Origin of the sequence: Bordetella bronchialis (assembly GCF_001676705.1) — a bacterium.
GTDB lineage: Bacteria > Pseudomonadota > Gammaproteobacteria > Burkholderiales > Burkholderiaceae_B > Bordetella_C > Bordetella_C bronchialis.
Map to the genome: position 1 here is coordinate 2,171,568 of NZ_CP016170.1, position 14,897 is coordinate 2,186,464.

The following is a 14,897-nucleotide window of genomic DNA, read 5'->3' on the forward strand; positions in this document are numbered from 1 at the left end:
CATGAACTTCCGGAACGGCCCCATCGGCCTGCTGTTCCATACGCTTTTCATCCTGTTCATCCTGGCGCCCATCGTGATGGTCTGCGCGGTGGCGTTCACCTCCGAGGGTTTCATCTCGCTGCCCAGCGGCGGCCTGTCCCTGCGCTGGTTCCGCGCCATCCTGGACAACCCCCGCTTCATCGAGGCGTTCTGGTTCAGCCTGGGGCTGGGCACGCTGTCGGCCACGCTGGCGATCGGGCTGGCGGTCCCCAGCGCGTTGGCGCTGGCGCGCAACCGGTTCGTTGGCCGCGAAGCCTTGCTGGCGTTCTTCCTGTCGCCGCTGATGATTCCGCACGTGGTGCTGGGCTTGGCCTTCCTGAAGTTCTTCACCACCGTGGACCTGGCCGGCACCTATGTCGGGCTGGTGGTGGCGCACGTGATCCTGGTAATGCCCTATGCGCTGCGGCTGGTGCTGGCGTCGGCCACCGGCATCGACCCGGCGCTGGAGCGTGCGGCGCAGTCGCTGGGCGCGTCCAACTGGACCGCCTTCCGGCGTGTGGTGCTGCCGCTGCTGCTGCCGGGCGTGGTAAGCGGCTGGGTGATCGCCTTCATCACCAGCTTCGACGAGCTGACCATGTCGATCTTCATCGCTTCGCCGTCCACGACCACGCTGCCGGTGCGCATCTTCCTGCACATCGAGGACACCATCGACCCACTGGTGACGGCCGTGTCGGCCGTGCTGATCTACGTGACCATCATCGCCATCTTCATCCTGGACCGCCTGGTGGGCCTGGAAAAGCTGTTTGTCGGAAAGGGACGTTAATGACGGACGAAACACAACTGGCGGCGCCGCGCGCGCCGGCGCATCGCGGCGTCTACGACGCCGTGGTGATCGGCGGCGGCCTGGTCGGCTCGGCCCTGGCCTACGGGCTGCGGCGCGAGCTGGACCGCGTCGCGGTGCTGGACGAGGGCGATGTCGCCTACCGTGCCTCACGCGGCAACTTCGGCCTGGTATGGGTGCAGAGCAAGGGCATGGGGCTGCCGCGCTACGGCGTGTGGACCATGACCTCGGCCACCGCCTGGTCGCAACTGGCGGCCGAGCTGCGGGACCAGACCGGCGTGGACGTGCACCTGGAGCAGCGCGGCGGCCTGCACGCGCTATTGAGCGACGAGGAAATGGAAGCGCGCGCCACCTTCATGCGCACGCTGCTGGCGCAGCCCGGCATGGCGCAATACGACTGGAAGCTGCTGGATCGCCAGGAGCTGGCCGACATGGTGCCGGGCATCGGTCCCGAGGTACGCGGCGCCAGCTGGACGCCGGTGGACGGCATCGCCAATCCGCTGAAGCTGCTGCGTGCGCTGCACATGAGTTTTGCACAGCGGGCCGTGGATTACCTGCCGCGCTGTCCGGCGCAAAACATCCGCCAAAACGACGGCGTGTTCGAGATCACCACGCCGGCCGGCACGGTGCGCGGCCGCAAGCTGGTGTTGGCCAGCGGGCTGTCGAACAAGGCGCTGGGCGAACAGGTCGGCCTGTCGGTGCCGGTGCGGCCGCAGCGCGGCCAGATCGTGGTGCTGGAGCGGACCCGCCGCCTGCTGGAAACGCCGCTTTCCACCTTGCGCCAGACCGATGAGGGCACCTGGCTGATCGGCGACTCGCAGGAAGAGGCCGGCTATGTGGACAACCAGGTGGGCTTGCCTATCCTGGGCACGCTGGCCGACCGCGCCGTGCGTACCTTGCCGGCCCTGCGCGAGGTGCGGGTGGTGCGCAGCTGGGCCGCGCTGCGCGTGATGTCCAAGGATGGTTTCCCCATCTATCAACAATCCGAGGCGTGCCCGGGCGCTTTCGTCGCCACCTGTCACAGCGGCGTGACCCTGGCCGCCGCGCACGCGCTCAAACTGGCGCCGATGATCGCCGCCGGCCGGCTGGCCGACGACATGGCGCCCTTCTCGACCCGGAGGTTCCATGTTCAAGAGGCTTGACGAAGCGCAGCGGCAGGCGCAAGGCGCGCCGGTGCGGGTGACCGTCAATGGCGCCGAATTGCAATGCCGCGCCGGCGACAGCGTGGCCGCGGCATTGTTCGCCGGCGGCGTGCAGGCCTGTCGCGATACCGCGGTGGGCGAGGTGCCGCGCGGGCCCTATTGCATGATGGGCGTGTGCTACGACTGCCTGGTCACCATCGATGGCCAGGCGAACCAGCAGGGCTGCATGACGGCCGTGCGCGAAGGCATGAAGATCGAGCGCCAGCTGGGCGCGCGCAAGGTGCGGGCATGATAGAGACGATGCAATGCGATTTGCTGGTGGTGGGCGCCGGGCCGGCCGGGCTGGCCGCGGCCACGACGGCCGCGCGGCTGGGCGTCGAGACGGTGCTGCTGGATGAACAGCCCGCGCCGGGCGGGCAGATCTACCGCGCCATCACCACCACGCCGGTCACCGACCGCGCCGTGCTGGGGCCGGACTACTGGCACGGCGCCTCGCTGGTCGAGCCGTTCAGGCAGTCCGGCGCGCGCTATGTGGCGGGCGCGACCGTATGGGCGGTGGCCGAGCGTACGGCGCCGGAGCCGGCGCTGGGCTTCGAGGTGGCGTATTCGGTGGCGGGCGAGGCGCGCATCCTGCATGCGCGGCGCCTGCTGCTGGCCACCGGCGCGCAGGAGCGCCCCTTCCCGATCCCGGGCTGGACGCTGCCGGGCGTCATCACCGCCGGCGCGGCGCAGATCCTGCTGAAGTCGGCGGGCGTGGTGCCGGCCGACCGCACCGTGCTGGCCGGCTGTGGACCGCTGCTATACCTGGTGGCCTGGCAGTATTTGAATGCCGGCGTGAAGGTCGACGCGCTGCTCGAAACCACGCCGCCCGGTCGCCTGCGCCAGGCCTTGCCGAAGGTGTGGGACTTCCTGCGTTCGCCCTACCTGGGCAAGGGGCTGTCGCTGTTGCGCGCGGTCAAGGCGGCGATACCCATCGTCCGGGGCGTGACGGCGCTGGAGGCGCTGGGCCAGGACAAGCTGGAAAGCGTGCGCTACACCACCGCGGCGGGACAAACCCGGACCCTGCCCGCGCAACAACTGCTGCTGCACCAGGGCGTTGTGCCCAACGTCAACCTGTCGCGCGCCATCGGCGCCGAGCACCGCTGGAATACGGCGCTGGATTGCTGGGAGCCGGACGTGGACGACTGGGGCCTGACCTCGGTGGACGGCGTCGGCATGGCGGGCGACGGCGCCGGCATCGCCGGCGCGCTGGCGGCCGAGCAGCGCGGCCGGCTGGCGGCCTTGCAGGCGGCGCATCTGCTGGGCCGCATCGATGCCGCGCGGCGCGACAGCGAAGCCGCCGCGCCGCGCGCCGCCTTGGCGCGGGCGGTGCGCGGACGCGACTTCTTCGACGCCTTGTACAAGGCCCCGGAGACCTTCCGTCGTCCCACCGGCGATACCATCGTCTGCCGCTGCGAGGAAGTGACGGCGGCGCAGGTGCGCGACACGGTCAAGCTCGGTTGCGGCGGTCCGAACCAGATGAAGGCCTTCCTGCGCTGCGGCATGGGGCCCTGCCAAGGCCGTTTCTGCGGCCTGACGGTGTCGGAGATCATCGCCGAGGAACGCGGCGTGCCGGTGCCGGAAGTGGGCTACTACCGCCTGCGCTTCCCGACCAAGCCGCTGACGCTGGGCGAGCTGGCGTCGCTGCCGCAGACCGACGAATCCCGCCAGGCGGTGGTGCGCCTGAAGAAATAGGAGGCCGCCATGACGGACGCTCCCCGTTCGGCCGCCGTCATCATCATCGGCGGCGGCCTGCACGGCAGTTCGGCGGCGCTGCACCTGGCGCGCGCCGGCGTGCCGGCGCTGGTGATCGAGAAGAACTACGTCGGCCGCCATGCCTCGGGAGTGAATGCGGGCGGCGTGCGCACGCTGGCGCGGCATCTGGCCGAGGTGCCGCTGGCGCTGGCCTCGCGCGAGCTCTGGTATCGCATCGGCGAGCTGGTCGATGACGACTGCGGCTTCGAACAGCATGGACAGGTGCGCGTGGCCGAGAACGAGGCCGACGCGGCGGCGCTGCGCGAACGCCTGGCGACGATGCGGGCGCATGGCTATACCCATGAGCAATGGATAGGCCGCGACGAACTGCGGGCGATGATTCCCGCGCTGGCGCCCACGGTGCACGGCGGACTGATCGCGCGCGAGGACGCGGCCGCCGATCCCTATCGCACCACCCTGGCGTTCCGCCGCAAGGCCGCCAGCCTGGGCGCGCGTTTCCTGGAAGGCGTGCGCGTGCTGCGCACCGCGCACGAGCAAGGGCAATGGCGGGTCGAGACCGACGCCGGGGTGTACACCGCGCCGCAGGTGCTCAACTGCGCGGGCGCCTGGGCCGACCGCATCGCCGCCGAATGGGGCGAGCCGGTGCCGCTGACCGCCATCGGCCCGATGATGCTGGTGACGCTGCGCATGGACCATTTCCTGGATGCGGTGGTGCTGGGCACCGGCCGGCCGCTGTCGTTCAAGCAGCGCGCCAACGGCACCGTGCTGATCGGCGGCGGCCGGCGCGCCTGGGTCGACCGCGACGCCGAATGGACCGAACTGGACTTTCATTCGCTGGCCGAGGGCGCACGCACGGTATGCGACCTGTTTCCGCACATGCGCCACGCGGTGGTGAATCGCGGCTGGGCCGGCATCGAGGCCGCCATGCCCGACGAGATTCCCGTGATCGGGCGCAGCCGCCGTTTTGACAGCGCCTTCCACGCCTTCGGCTTCTCCGCGCATGGCTTCGAGCTGGGGCCTATCGTCGGCCGGATCATGGCCGATCTGATCACCACCGGTGCAACCGCGCTGCCGATCGCGCCCTTCGCCATCGATCGTTTCGCCGGTGCCACGGGCGCGCCGGCTTCCACTTCCAAGGAGCAGCACCCATGACCGATATCGTGCGCAAGGATTCCAACGAGCGCCTGAGCCGCATCGTGATACACGGCGACACCGTGTACGTGGCGGGCGTGACCTCTTCCGCCGAGGGCGGCATCGTCGCGCAGACGCGCGACGTGCTGGCCAAGATCGACGGCTATCTGGCGCGGGCCGATACGGATAAGACGCGCCTGCTGTCGGTACAGATCTGGCTGAAGGACATCGAGCGCGATTTCGCCGGCATGAACCAGGTATGGGCCGAATGGGCGCCGGCCGATGCGCTGCCGACGCGGGCGACGTGCGAGGCCAGGCTGGCCTCGCCCGATCTGCTGGTGGAGATCATCGTGACGGCCGCCAGGCGCCCGGGCTGATCCGGCGGGCCGGAAACCGGAGCCCGGCCGCGTCAGTTCTCCGCGGCGCCGGACTGTTTGACGAGCTGCTTCCACTTGGTCGATTCATTGGCCAGGAAACCGCCCAGTTGCGCCGTGCCCATATCCATGGGCAGCAGCCCCAGGCCATTGATCCTGTCCCGAACTTCGGGCTTCGCGACGATTTTCCGCATTTCCGCGCGCAGCCGGTCGACGATGGGCTGCGGCGTACCTGCGGGCGCCATCAGGATGATCCAGCCCTGCAGGTTGAAGTCCTTCAATCCCTGTTCCTGCAGGGTAGGAACATCGGGCAGGGAAGGGATGCGCGTGTTCGAGCTGACGCCCAGCGGCTTCACGACGTCCTTGGCCAACAGCCCTGCCACCACCGGTACGTTGTCCGAGATGAAATCGATCTGTCCGCCCACCAGATCGGTGGCGGTCTGTACGCCGCCGCGATAGGGAATATGCGCGGCTTCGATGCCCGCCTGTTTCAGCATTGCCGAAATGACCAGATGCGGCGTCGTGCCTATGCCGGACGAGCCGTATTTCAGGTGCACGCCGGGCTGTTTCGCGTACGCCAGCATCTCCGGGAAAGTCGAGGCGGGAAAGGATTTGCGCACCACCAGCACCTGCGGCGCCCACGCCACCGCGCCGACCGGCACGAAGTCCTTGGCGGGGTCATAGCCCAGCGTACCGGGATGCAGCCACTGCCCGATGGACATCGGGCCCGTCGATCCCATTGCCAGGGTGTAGCCGTCCGCCGGCGCCTTGGCGGCGTAGGCCGTGCCGATCGAGCCGCCCGCGCCGGTGCGGTTTTCCACCACGACGCTCTGGTGCAGGCTGCCGCCAAGCTGCTCGGCGACCAGGCGCATCGATACATCGGAGGAATTGCCGGGCGGGAAGGGCACGATAATGCGGATGGCACGATCGGGCCATCCTTGCTGGGCGGCGGCCGCCAACGGGATGGCGCCCATGGCGCCACATAGCGCGAGCAAACCCAGTCGCTTCGTGAATATGTGCGTAGTCTGCATGAGACTCCCCTTGATAGGTTCTGTTGATGGCGGTCCGACTCCGCCGCCTTGGCTTGTCCCCTCGACTCGCCGCCTTGGGCGGTGCGCTTCACGGCCTGCGGTAACGCGGGCCGATCGAATTCAGCCATCCCGCGCCACGTGGCCGCTGGCGCCGGAGAGCTCGCCAAGCAGGGCCGCGCCGGCGGCGATCTTCTCCGCATTGGCGCGTTGCCGCGCCTGCTTCGCTTTCGCCATCGCGGCGACTTCGGCGATCTCTCTTGGCGGCAGCACCAGCACACCGTTCTCATCGGCCAGGATGACGTCGCCCGGATTGACCACGACGCCGCCGCAAGACACCGGCATGTTGAGCATGCCGGCCAGGTCGTAGATGCGCGTGGTGATCGGGGAAACGCCCCGGCACCAGACGGGCATGCCGAAGGCGGCGATCTCGGATGGATCGGTGCAGGCGCCGTCCACCACCGCGCCGGCCGCGCCTGCCTTGCTGGCCTGTTGCGTCACGCCGCCGCCCCAGCAGGCGTGCTTGCGGTCGCCCAGCCTGTCGATGACGACGACATCGCCAGGCCTCAGCTGCCCCAGCGCGTGATGGAGCAGGGTGGAGTCCTGCGCCGGCAGCGCCAGGGTGACCGCCCGCCCGATGATGCGGGCGGGCGTGCCCAGCGCCTGGATCGCCGGATCCATGAAGCCCCAATGCCGGAAGTGTCCGACGGTCGCGGTCTCCACGTCTTCGAGCAATTCGAAAACCGACGGGTCCAGCGCGGCGGGGGACGGGCCTATGACGTATTTCTTCATCTCAAAGCACCTTATGGCTGGCCAACGGGATCTGCGCTCGTACGCGTCGCACCAGCGCCGGGTCGATGCGCGCGGTGACGAAGCCTTCTTCGTCCGAGGCCTTCGCCACCACGTGGCCCCAGGGATCGCAGACCAGCGTATGGCCATAGGTATGCCGGCGCTCGCCGTCCTGCATGAAGGGGCCGATCTGCGCGGGCGCCAGGAAGTAGCACTGGGTTTCGATGGCCCGCGCGCGGCACAGCACCTCCCAGTGATCCTTGCCCGTCTGCAGCGTGAAGGAGGCTGGCAGCAGGATGGCCTGGGCGCCGCGCTCGACCAGTATCTGGAATAGTTCGGGAAAGCGCAGGTCGTAGCAGATGGCCAGGCCGAAGACCACGCCATCGATTTCCGCCACCACCGACTCGCGGCCCGCCATCACCGCGTCCGATTCGCCATAGCGCAGGCCGTCGGGCGCGACGATGTCGAACAAATGGATCTTCCGATAGCGGGCGATCTCGCGCCCCCGGGGATCGAAGACCACCGATGTGTTATAGACCCTGGCGGGATCTGGCGAGCGCTCGTAGAAGCTGCCCGAGTGCACATGGATGCCGTGGTCGACCGCCAGCCGCCGGCACATGTCGTAAGCCGGGCCGTCGCGTTCCGCTTCTCCCGCGGCGACTTTGTCGGCCACCGTGCCGCCGGCCCAGTCGAAATGCTCGGGGAAGGACACCAGGCGGGCGCCGTCCTCTTCAATGGCGCGGCGCGCGAGGCGGCGCGCGGTCTCGATGTTTCGCGGCTTGTCGGCCACGGAATTCATCTGGATGATGCTGGCTTTCACATGTCCTCCTGGACGGCGTCCGTGGATTCGTCTTCCCATGCCCAGGCGGGGTCGGAAGCCTGGCAATACAGCTTGGCGGCCTGGCGGGCCAGGGCGGCCACGCCACGCGGCAGGTCGGAATGTTCGCGGTCGGCAAACACCGCCACGTAATTGACAGCGACGAAAGGCTTGACCACCGGCAGCTCGACCAGGGCGCCCCGATCGATCTCCTGCCGTACCACCGCCCGCGGGACCGCGCATATGCCGATGCCGGACGCCGCCATCTGCACGTTGGTGGGCACCGCCGCCGAAGCGTGGATCACTACCGTCTGCTGCGCCTCGTCGGCGAAGTAACTGTCCAGCCGGGCCTGCGACGGCGTGCCGTGGGGATAGCCGATCACCGGATAGCGGGCCAGGTCTTGCGGAGATAGCGGACGGTCCAGCGGAATACCCAGCGATGGGCTGGCCACGAAACACATCGAGAAGCTCAGCAAGGGCACGATCACCACCCCAGCCTCGGCAGGTGGCGTGATCGACACCAGCACGATGTCCCGCCGGCCGGCGTCCAGCTCGGCGAGCAGCAGCTCCGAAAGCTGCGTCGTCACGCTCAGGGAGATATGCGGATACTCCTCGCGGATGGTCTTGACCAGGGGCGGGAAGAGGGTGGGGATAAGGGTGCTGACCGCACCGACCCGCACTTGGCCGCGCATTTCCGCCGGGTCCAGCATCATGCGGCGCAGCTTCTGGTAGTCGTCGATGATGATCTGCGCCTGGTCGATGAAGCGTCGTCCTTCGGCCGTCGGCTCGAAGCCCAGTTCGGAGCGCACGAAGAGCCGCACGCCCAGGTCCGACTCGATGGAAGCGATGCGGTTGGATATCGCCGTGTGCGTGATGCACAGCTTTTCCGCGGTGGCCTTGATGCTGCGCAGCCTGGCCAGCCACAGCACGGTTTCCAGAAAGCGGATGTTCATGGCATTTCTCGATCGTTGGTGATTCGTCGATCATGCCCCGAATCGGATCGCGCGCCATTGGTGACTACCCCGCGCCCGGCCCGGCTCACAGCGCCAGGGCCGCGGAGGTTTCGGCCATGCGCGGTTCGTCGCCTTCCAGCGTCGTGCGGTGCATGGTGCGGACATAGCGCGTGTCGTCGAATCCCGTCGCGCAGTGCTGGGTGCAGCGGTTGTCCCAAAGAATCGCGTCGCCCGGCAGCCACTGCTGGCGAAACAGGAAGCGCGGCTGCCGGGCGAATTCCTGCAGATAGCGCACGAGCGCGCGCCCTTCGTCCTTGGGCAGGCCTTCGATGTCGCAGGCCCAGCGGCCGATATAGAGCGAGGTGCGGCCGGTTACCGGATGCCGGCGCGCCAGCGGATGGCAGACATCCGGACGCTCGCGTTTCTGCTCTTCCGTCAGCGGGTCCATCAGCGGGTAGTAGACGTGATGCAGGTCGATCCGGCTGTAGCGCGCCCGCCGTCCGGCCATGGCCTGCTTGATCTTGTCCGGCAGCGCTTCGTAGGCCGCGTACATATCGGCGAACAGCGTGTCGCCGCGTTCGGGCGGCACGCTTTTGGCGTAGAGGAAGGATCCGGCGTTGGGGATGCGCTTGTCCTCGCCATCCGTGTGGAAGCCTTCGCCGGCACGCTTCAAGCCTGCGTCGCCCGCGCCTTGTTCCTGCGCGATCGGCCGGCTCGGGTCGTCCTTGCTGGCATTGGAGACGACGAAGATCTCGGGATGGCCGGCAAGGTTGAATTTCAGCGGCGTCATGATGTGCAGCGGGCCGAAGCGCCGGCTGAACGCCACATGCTGTTCCGGGCTCATGTCCAGGCCGCGAAACCGCAAGATGCTATGTGCCGCCCAGGCGGATTCGATCACCCGAAAGTCGTCGTCCGATACTTGCAGGTCCGGCGGCGCGCCGACGATATCGGCGCCGAAGTTCCGCGCGAATGGTTTGACGACGATAGCCATGGCAGTTTGCTCCCGTTTTCAAAATGACCTTGCCCGCGTCGACCCGTCGGATCCGGTTGCGTCACGCCGCGGTCAAGGTGGATGCAGTATCTGGTCTGGCGTGGCAGGGCGTCGAACGCTTTTTTCTTGCAGGCCGGCCAAGGTTTTGTTGCGGGGGGCCTTGCCGGCTGGCTTGCCCCTACAAGGGCAGCGGGCCGGCAATGAACGACCTGATCGGGGCGGAAACCGCGGCATTCGTCGCCGGCGAAAACAGCAAATGGGCCAAGGTGATCGCGGAGGGCGACATACACCTTCAATGACGGCGCGCAGGTCCTCCATCCGGAAATCGGCGGGCTGCTCCACCGACCTTCTCGATCGCACGTCCGCAAGGGAAAGCCCAGGGCCCCGACCGTGACACTTTCATCCTGGCCGGCCGATGTGCCGGCAAGGATTTCCGCATACTGGGCCCTTCTTCGGAAACAGCGTGGTGGTCATGAGTCTTGCCGTCCTGGGCAGCCGCGCGCTGGCGGGCCTGCGGGCGGTGCCGGTGCGGGTGGAAACCCATCTCGCCCCGGGCCTGCCGTCGTTCACCGTGGTGGGCTTGGCCGACGCGGCCGTGCGCGAAAGCCGGGAACGCGTGCGGGCCGCCATCCAGAACAGCGGCTTCGAATTTCCCGCCGGGCGGCTGACCGTCAGCCTGTCGCCCGCGGATCTGCGCAAGGAATCGGCGCGCTTCGACCTGCCCATCGCCGTGGGCGTGCTGCTGGCCTCCGGCCAGATCCCCATGCCGGAACTGCTGGGCCGGGCGGACACGTCCTGCCTTTCCGCCATGGTGCTGGCCGGCGAGCTCTCGCTGACCGGTGTCCTGGTGCCCATCGCCGCGCCCCTGGCCATCGCCCTGGGCGTGGCGGCCGATCATGCGGATGCCACGCTCGTCCTGCCCGCGGCCAGCGCGGCGCAAGCGGCGCATGTTCCCGGCTTGCAGGTGTTGTCCGCAGCCACCCTGGGCGATGTCGTGGCGCATCTTAGCGGCGAAGCCGCCATGCCGCGCGCCGTGCCCGCGCCGTGGCCGGAGGCGGCCGACGGGCCCTGCCTGTCCGATGTGCGCGGGCAGGGCGGGGCCCGCCGCGCGCTGGAGCTGGCGGCGGCCGGCGGCCACAGCCTGCTGATGGTGGGGCCGCCGGGCGCGGGCAAGAGCATGCTCGCGCATCGCCTGCCGGGGCTGTTGCCCCGGCTGTCGCTCGTCCAGGCGCTGGAGGTGTCCGCCATCGCCGGCCTGGCGGGTGGCGATGCAACCTTCAGTCTCCGGCCCCCGTTCCGGGCGCCACATCATTGCGCCACCGCGGCCGCCCTGGTGGGCGGCGGCACGCGTCCGCGGCCGGGTGAAATCAGCCTGGCGCATCACGGCGTATTGTTCCTGGACGAATTGCCGGAGTTCGATCGCCGCGCGCTGGAGGCCTTGCGCGAACCCCTGGAAAGCGGCAGCGTGGAGATCGCCCGCGCCGCCCATACCTTGCAGTATCCGGCGCGTTTCCAGTTGATCGCCGCCATGAATCCCTGTCCCTGCGGATGGCGCGGGCATCCTCGCATCGCCTGTCGCTGCACGCCTGAACAGGCCCAGCGCTACCGCGCCAGGTTGTCCGGTCCCTTGCTGGATCGCATCGATCTTCAGATAGAGTTGCCGCCGCCCGAGCCCGATTGGATGGACGGCCCCCCGGGCGAGGCATCGGCCGCCGTGCGCGATCGTGTCCTAGACTGCCGCGCGCGCCAGCAGGCACGCCAGGGCAAGGTGAACGCGCGGCTCGACCCGCGCGAATTGACGCTACATTGTCCCCTCGCGGATGACGCGCGGGTCTTGTTGCGCCAGGCGATGGCCAGCCTGAACGCGTCCGGACGCGCCGCGCATCGCGTGCTAAGGGTGGCCCGCACGGCCGCGGACCTGGAAGGCGAGCCCGTCGTCGGCGCGCGCCACATCGCGGAAGGGGTGCAGCTGCGGCAACCCGGATAAAGCCGCTGGGTAATCGGCGGGGGCCCGCGCGCCGTCCGGCCAGACGTCGGGCCTGCAAGGAGAGATATCGATGGACAGCAGAAACCGCATCCGTATAGCCGCGTTGGCCATTGCGCTGGCAGCGATGCTGGGCGGCTGCGCCGCCCCCAGCGCCGAACGCGTCAACGGCGACGCATGGAAATACGGCTTCAGCTACGCGGGGCCCATGTACCCCGATACCGGGCAGTGATGCGCATGCCCGCCCCTCGGCTTGGGGCGGGCGCGGCGCGCACGCGGACTTGGTGGCCGCTCGCCATGGTGCCCGGCTGGGCGCGATGGCGAGGGAAGCCGCCCGCGGCGTCAGAACGCGTCCGGCAGGCCCATCGCCGGGTCGCTGACGGAATGCCGGCCGGTTTCGACGCGACCGGCCAGGCGGCGCACGAAGCTTGCGTCCGAATCCGCGGTTACCCGCAGGTCATACCAGTTGCCGCTGTCGCGCAGCGATAGCGTCATCTGCGCTTTGTGGCCCGGCCGCACCGTGGCCGTCCAGGATCCGTCGCGCCGGGCGTCGAAGTCGCCGCCACGTGCCCGCAGGTCGCCGTAGGCGCGGTTGGATTTCACCGTGCATTCGACCGGGCTGTCGCCCTGGTTGCGCACGATCAGCCGTACGTTGCCGCTTCTGCCGTCGGTCTCGAACCCGACTTCCGGCGCCGGCGCCCGGCGGCCGTTCAGCGCGTCCAGGTCGCCCGCGAAGTGGCGATGGAAGCCGTTCGGGCCGAGCACCCACAGGTCGTATTTGCCGCCATCGTCGGCGCCGGCGGCCCAGTTGCCTTGCAGCGAGCGCCGCGGCTCGACCGCATAGCGCCGCGGCACGCGGTCCAGGTGCAGTTTGTCGTACACATGGAATACCGCCCCGGCGTCGCCCGAATTGCGGAATTTCAGCTCCACCGTGCCGCGGCCTGGATGGGCGTCGATATCCACCGACAGCTCGTAGGGCAGCGCGCGCGACGGGCGTACGCCGGTGGCTTGCGCCGGCATGCTGGGCGTGGCGGGCGGCGCGATCTTGGGCGCGCTTTGCTGCGCGGCCGTCAGCGCGTCGACCTGGTCTTTGGTCGAACTGCCGTTCAGCGTGGGCAGCGGTTCATTGTTGGGATTGTCGAAGTTGAACGCGCTGGTCAGGTCGCCGCACACCGCGCGGCGGTAATCGCTGATCTGCGGCTCCTTCACGCCGAAGCGCTTTTCCAGGAACATCAGCGTGGAGGTGTGATCGAACACCTGGGAATTCACCCAGCCGCCCCGGCTCCAGGGCGAGACCACCCACAGCGGCACGCGGGGGCCGGGCCCGTAGGGGCGGCCGTCGCGCGCGGGTTGCTGCGCGGTGGCCGGCGTGTAGTCGTGGTATTCGACCGCCATTTCGTCATCGCGCAGCGTGGTGCCGCCGGCCAGGGTGCCATCGGGATTGCGCGAAGGGGCCGACGGTGGCGGCATGTGGTCGAAGAAGCCGTCGTTCTCGTCGTAGTTGACCAGCAGCACGGTCTTGCTCCAGACCTCGGGGTTGGACGTCAGGGCATCCAGCACCTCCTGTACATACCAGCCGCCCTTCACGGGGCTGGAGGGGCCGGGGTGCTCGCTGTATACCGACGGCGGGATAATCCACGACACGTCGGGCAGCTTGCCGGCCTGGATGTCGGCGCGGAAGGTTTCCAGGAAGCCCTGCGGCATGGTGTTGGCGAAGCCCTTGGCCAAGGGACTCAGCGCGTCATCGGTCAGCGGGTCGTACACGGGGCCGGCCAGGCTGGCGTCTTGCGTGATATCGGTCTTCGGGACGTACAGGGGGCGCCGCGAGGGCGGCATCTTCTCGATTTCCGCGCGCCAGTGGCGGAAGCTCATCATCTCGTTGCAGCCGTAGTTGTCGATCAGGCTTTGATAGACCTTCCAGCGGACCCCCGCCTTCTGCAGGCGGTCGGCGTAGGTGGTCCAGGTCCAGCCTTCGGTGGACGGACCGATGTCGTTGCCGCCGTTGTACTGGTTGTTCAGTACCGCCACGTTGACCGGCCCGCCCTCCGACGGGTCGCTGCCGTTCGGGCCATTGGTGCCGGTCCAGTAGAACAGCCGGTTGGCGATGGTGCCGGTGTGCATGCCGCAATGGTAGTGGTCGCACAGGGTGAAGGCATCGGCCAGCGCCCGCTGGAACGGGACTTCGGCATCTTCGTAATAGCCCATGGAAAGCGGGTTCTTGGCATCCGGCCAGCGGTTCATGCGGCCGTGGTCCCAGGCGGCCTGCGTGTCCGCCCAGCTGTGCGGCGTGCTGCCGGCACGCTGCGCGTTGCCCTGGTTCTCGTCCAGGTGATAGGGCGTGTAGGTGGTGGCGGGGGATGTCTTCGTATAGCTCTGGTAGAAAATGTTCTTGCCGCCGGGGGCCGGCACCGCGAACCGGTCGCCGTAGCCCCGCACCCCCTTGAAGGTGCCGAAGTAGCTGTCGAAGGAGCGGTTTTCCATCATCAGCAGCACGACGTGCTTCACGTCCTTGATCGTGCCGGTATCGTGGTGCGCCGGGATGGCCAGCGCGCGGCGGATACCGGGCGGGAACGTCGCCAGCGCGGCGGCCGACAGGCCGGAAGTGGCGACGCTGTGAAGGAATTGACGGCGGGAAGTCATCGTATGCGTGTCCTTGGCTTAGGGGGGCGTGGCCGCCTGGATCGGCGACGCGACAGAGGCTAGAGACGGCATATGACGGTTGCTTGGCGTGTCGTCGCGGGCGGCGCCGCGGCGCCGAAGAATGGACGGCAGGCGCAACTTTCGTAACCATCGTTGTCGGGGCATGCCGACCAAGGACTTTATGCCGACAGGGTGGCGTAGGCCCGGGACGTCGATGAGCGTTGGTAAAAGATGTTTCGGAACTTGCCCGCGCTACGGCGGCGGCCCGGCGTTGCGGCGGCGCCACAATGGCGACCCCCGGGCAGAGCAGTGGCCGCCTGGGGCGTCAGGCTTGACGCTAGCTCTCGACGGCTCCCACGGGGACGGATGACAGGAGCGCCGCATCCGGACTGCCCAGTGCCGCGGTTCGACAAGGGCGCGGAAAATGCCATATAATCAAAGGCTTTCCGGCTTCAGCGCACGGCGGTTTGCAG

The 14,897-nt window shown here is 68.6% G+C and carries 14 protein-coding genes; 8 read left to right on the forward strand and 6 right to left on the reverse strand.

Annotation, left to right across the window (positions count from 1 at the left end; genetic code table 11):
• Position 1: 1 nt before the first annotated feature.
• The 6 genes from BAU06_RS09765 to BAU06_RS09790 are packed head-to-tail and all read left to right on the forward strand — an operon-like array spanning position 2 to position 5,225.
• A complete protein-coding gene (locus tag BAU06_RS09765; RefSeq protein ID WP_066347861.1) occupies positions 2 to 802 on the forward strand; it encodes an ABC transporter permease in 801 nt (266 codons plus the stop codon).
• Complete coding sequence (locus BAU06_RS09770) at positions 802 to 1,962, forward strand: NAD(P)/FAD-dependent oxidoreductase (RefSeq protein WP_066347862.1); 1,161 nt, start codon at positions 802 to 804, stop codon at positions 1,960 to 1,962. The genes BAU06_RS09765 and BAU06_RS09770 overlap by 1 nt, the downstream gene beginning before the upstream one ends.
• The gene (locus BAU06_RS09775) at positions 1,946 to 2,254 is read left to right on the forward strand and encodes a (2Fe-2S)-binding protein (protein WP_066347865.1); all 309 of its coding nucleotides are present in this window, start codon (positions 1,946 to 1,948) and stop codon (positions 2,252 to 2,254) included. Before BAU06_RS09770 ends, BAU06_RS09775 begins: the two co-directional genes overlap by 17 nt.
• Positions 2,251 to 3,696, forward strand: coding sequence for an FAD/NAD(P)-dependent oxidoreductase (locus tag BAU06_RS09780; RefSeq protein ID WP_066347867.1), 1,446 nt, complete (start codon positions 2,251 to 2,253; stop codon positions 3,694 to 3,696). The genes BAU06_RS09775 and BAU06_RS09780 overlap by 4 nt, the downstream gene beginning before the upstream one ends.
• 9 nt (positions 3,697 to 3,705) lie before the next feature.
• Positions 3,706 to 4,869: an NAD(P)/FAD-dependent oxidoreductase gene (locus tag BAU06_RS09785; protein ID WP_066347870.1), complete on the forward strand. Its 1,164-nt coding sequence runs from the start codon at positions 3,706 to 3,708 to the stop codon at positions 4,867 to 4,869.
• Entirely contained in the window at positions 4,866 to 5,225 is a 360-nt protein-coding gene (locus BAU06_RS09790) for a RidA family protein (RefSeq protein WP_066347881.1), read from the forward strand. The genes BAU06_RS09785 and BAU06_RS09790 overlap by 4 nt, the downstream gene beginning before the upstream one ends.
• A 32-nt stretch (positions 5,226 to 5,257) precedes the next feature.
• On the opposite strand, the gene BAU06_RS09795 is transcribed toward BAU06_RS09790, so the two are convergent.
• The 5 genes from BAU06_RS09795 to BAU06_RS09815 form a co-directional block, all read right to left on the reverse strand.
• Positions 5,258 to 6,253: a Bug family tripartite tricarboxylate transporter substrate binding protein gene (locus BAU06_RS09795; RefSeq protein WP_066347884.1), complete on the reverse strand. Its 996-nt coding sequence runs from the start codon at positions 6,251 to 6,253 to the stop codon at positions 5,258 to 5,260.
• 120 nt (positions 6,254 to 6,373) lie between these two features.
• Positions 6,374 to 7,042: an RraA family protein gene (locus BAU06_RS09800; RefSeq protein WP_066347893.1), complete on the reverse strand. Its 669-nt coding sequence runs from the start codon at positions 7,040 to 7,042 to the stop codon at positions 6,374 to 6,376.
• A 1-nt stretch (position 7,043) separates the two neighbouring features.
• A complete protein-coding gene (locus tag BAU06_RS09805) occupies positions 7,044 to 7,859 on the reverse strand; it encodes a carbon-nitrogen hydrolase family protein (RefSeq protein WP_066347895.1) in 816 nt (271 codons plus the stop codon).
• A complete protein-coding gene (locus BAU06_RS09810; protein ID WP_066347897.1) occupies positions 7,856 to 8,809 on the reverse strand; it encodes a LysR family transcriptional regulator in 954 nt (317 codons plus the stop codon). Before BAU06_RS09810 ends, BAU06_RS09805 begins: the two co-directional genes overlap by 4 nt.
• An 85-nt stretch (positions 8,810 to 8,894) precedes the next feature.
• Positions 8,895 to 9,800, reverse strand: coding sequence for a TauD/TfdA dioxygenase family protein (locus BAU06_RS09815; protein ID WP_066347899.1), 906 nt, complete (start codon positions 9,798 to 9,800; stop codon positions 8,895 to 8,897).
• A gap of 472 nt (positions 9,801 to 10,272) precedes the next feature.
• Here BAU06_RS09815 and BAU06_RS09820 point away from each other — a divergent pair, with 472 nt between their 5' ends.
• Together BAU06_RS09820 and BAU06_RS26590 are read left to right on the forward strand one after the other, a co-directional pair.
• Positions 10,273 to 11,787 carry a YifB family Mg chelatase-like AAA ATPase gene (locus BAU06_RS09820; RefSeq protein ID WP_066347903.1) on the forward strand — a complete coding sequence of 505 codons (1,515 nt, stop codon included), beginning with the start codon at positions 10,273 to 10,275 and terminating at the stop codon, positions 11,785 to 11,787.
• A 70-nt stretch (positions 11,788 to 11,857) separates the two neighbouring features.
• Positions 11,858 to 12,016: a hypothetical protein gene (locus BAU06_RS26590; RefSeq protein ID WP_156770201.1), complete on the forward strand. Its 159-nt coding sequence runs from the start codon at positions 11,858 to 11,860 to the stop codon at positions 12,014 to 12,016.
• A 110-nt stretch (positions 12,017 to 12,126) separates the two neighbouring features.
• Here BAU06_RS26590 and BAU06_RS09825 read toward each other — a convergent pair whose 3' ends face one another.
• Positions 12,127 to 14,424, reverse strand: coding sequence for a phosphocholine-specific phospholipase C (locus tag BAU06_RS09825; RefSeq protein WP_066347906.1), 2,298 nt, complete (start codon positions 14,422 to 14,424; stop codon positions 12,127 to 12,129).
• Positions 14,425 to 14,897: the final 473 nt, after the last annotated feature.

What these genes read in the sequence shown, in the direction of transcription:
- BAU06_RS09820 (WP_066347903.1), top strand. Translation starts at nt 10,273, where the DNA reads ATGAGTCTTGCCGTCCTGGGCAGCCGCGCGCTGGCGGGCCTGCGGGCG.
- BAU06_RS09815 (WP_066347899.1), bottom strand. Translation starts at nt 9,800, where the DNA reads ATGGCTATCGTCGTCAAACCATTCGCGCGGAACTTCGGCGCCGATATC.
- BAU06_RS09795 (WP_066347884.1), bottom strand. Translation starts at nt 6,253, where the DNA reads ATGCAGACTACGCACATATTCACGAAGCGACTGGGTTTGCTCGCGCTA.
- BAU06_RS09780 (WP_066347867.1), top strand. Translation starts at nt 2,251, where the DNA reads ATGATAGAGACGATGCAATGCGATTTGCTGGTGGTGGGCGCCGGGCCG.
- BAU06_RS09765 (WP_066347861.1), top strand. Translation starts at nt 2, where the DNA reads ATGAACTTCCGGAACGGCCCCATCGGCCTGCTGTTCCATACGCTTTTC.
- BAU06_RS09785 (WP_066347870.1), top strand. Translation starts at nt 3,706, where the DNA reads ATGACGGACGCTCCCCGTTCGGCCGCCGTCATCATCATCGGCGGCGGC.
- BAU06_RS09770 (WP_066347862.1), top strand. Translation starts at nt 802, where the DNA reads ATGACGGACGAAACACAACTGGCGGCGCCGCGCGCGCCGGCGCATCGC.
- BAU06_RS09790 (WP_066347881.1), top strand. Translation starts at nt 4,866, where the DNA reads ATGACCGATATCGTGCGCAAGGATTCCAACGAGCGCCTGAGCCGCATC.
- BAU06_RS09825 (WP_066347906.1), bottom strand. Translation starts at nt 14,424, where the DNA reads ATGACTTCCCGCCGTCAATTCCTTCACAGCGTCGCCACTTCCGGCCTG.
- BAU06_RS09800 (WP_066347893.1), bottom strand. Translation starts at nt 7,042, where the DNA reads ATGAAGAAATACGTCATAGGCCCGTCCCCCGCCGCGCTGGACCCGTCG.
- BAU06_RS26590 (WP_156770201.1), top strand. Translation starts at nt 11,858, where the DNA reads ATGGACAGCAGAAACCGCATCCGTATAGCCGCGTTGGCCATTGCGCTG.
- BAU06_RS09810 (WP_066347897.1), bottom strand. Translation starts at nt 8,809, where the DNA reads ATGAACATCCGCTTTCTGGAAACCGTGCTGTGGCTGGCCAGGCTGCGC.
- BAU06_RS09775 (WP_066347865.1), top strand. Translation starts at nt 1,946, where the DNA reads ATGTTCAAGAGGCTTGACGAAGCGCAGCGGCAGGCGCAAGGCGCGCCG.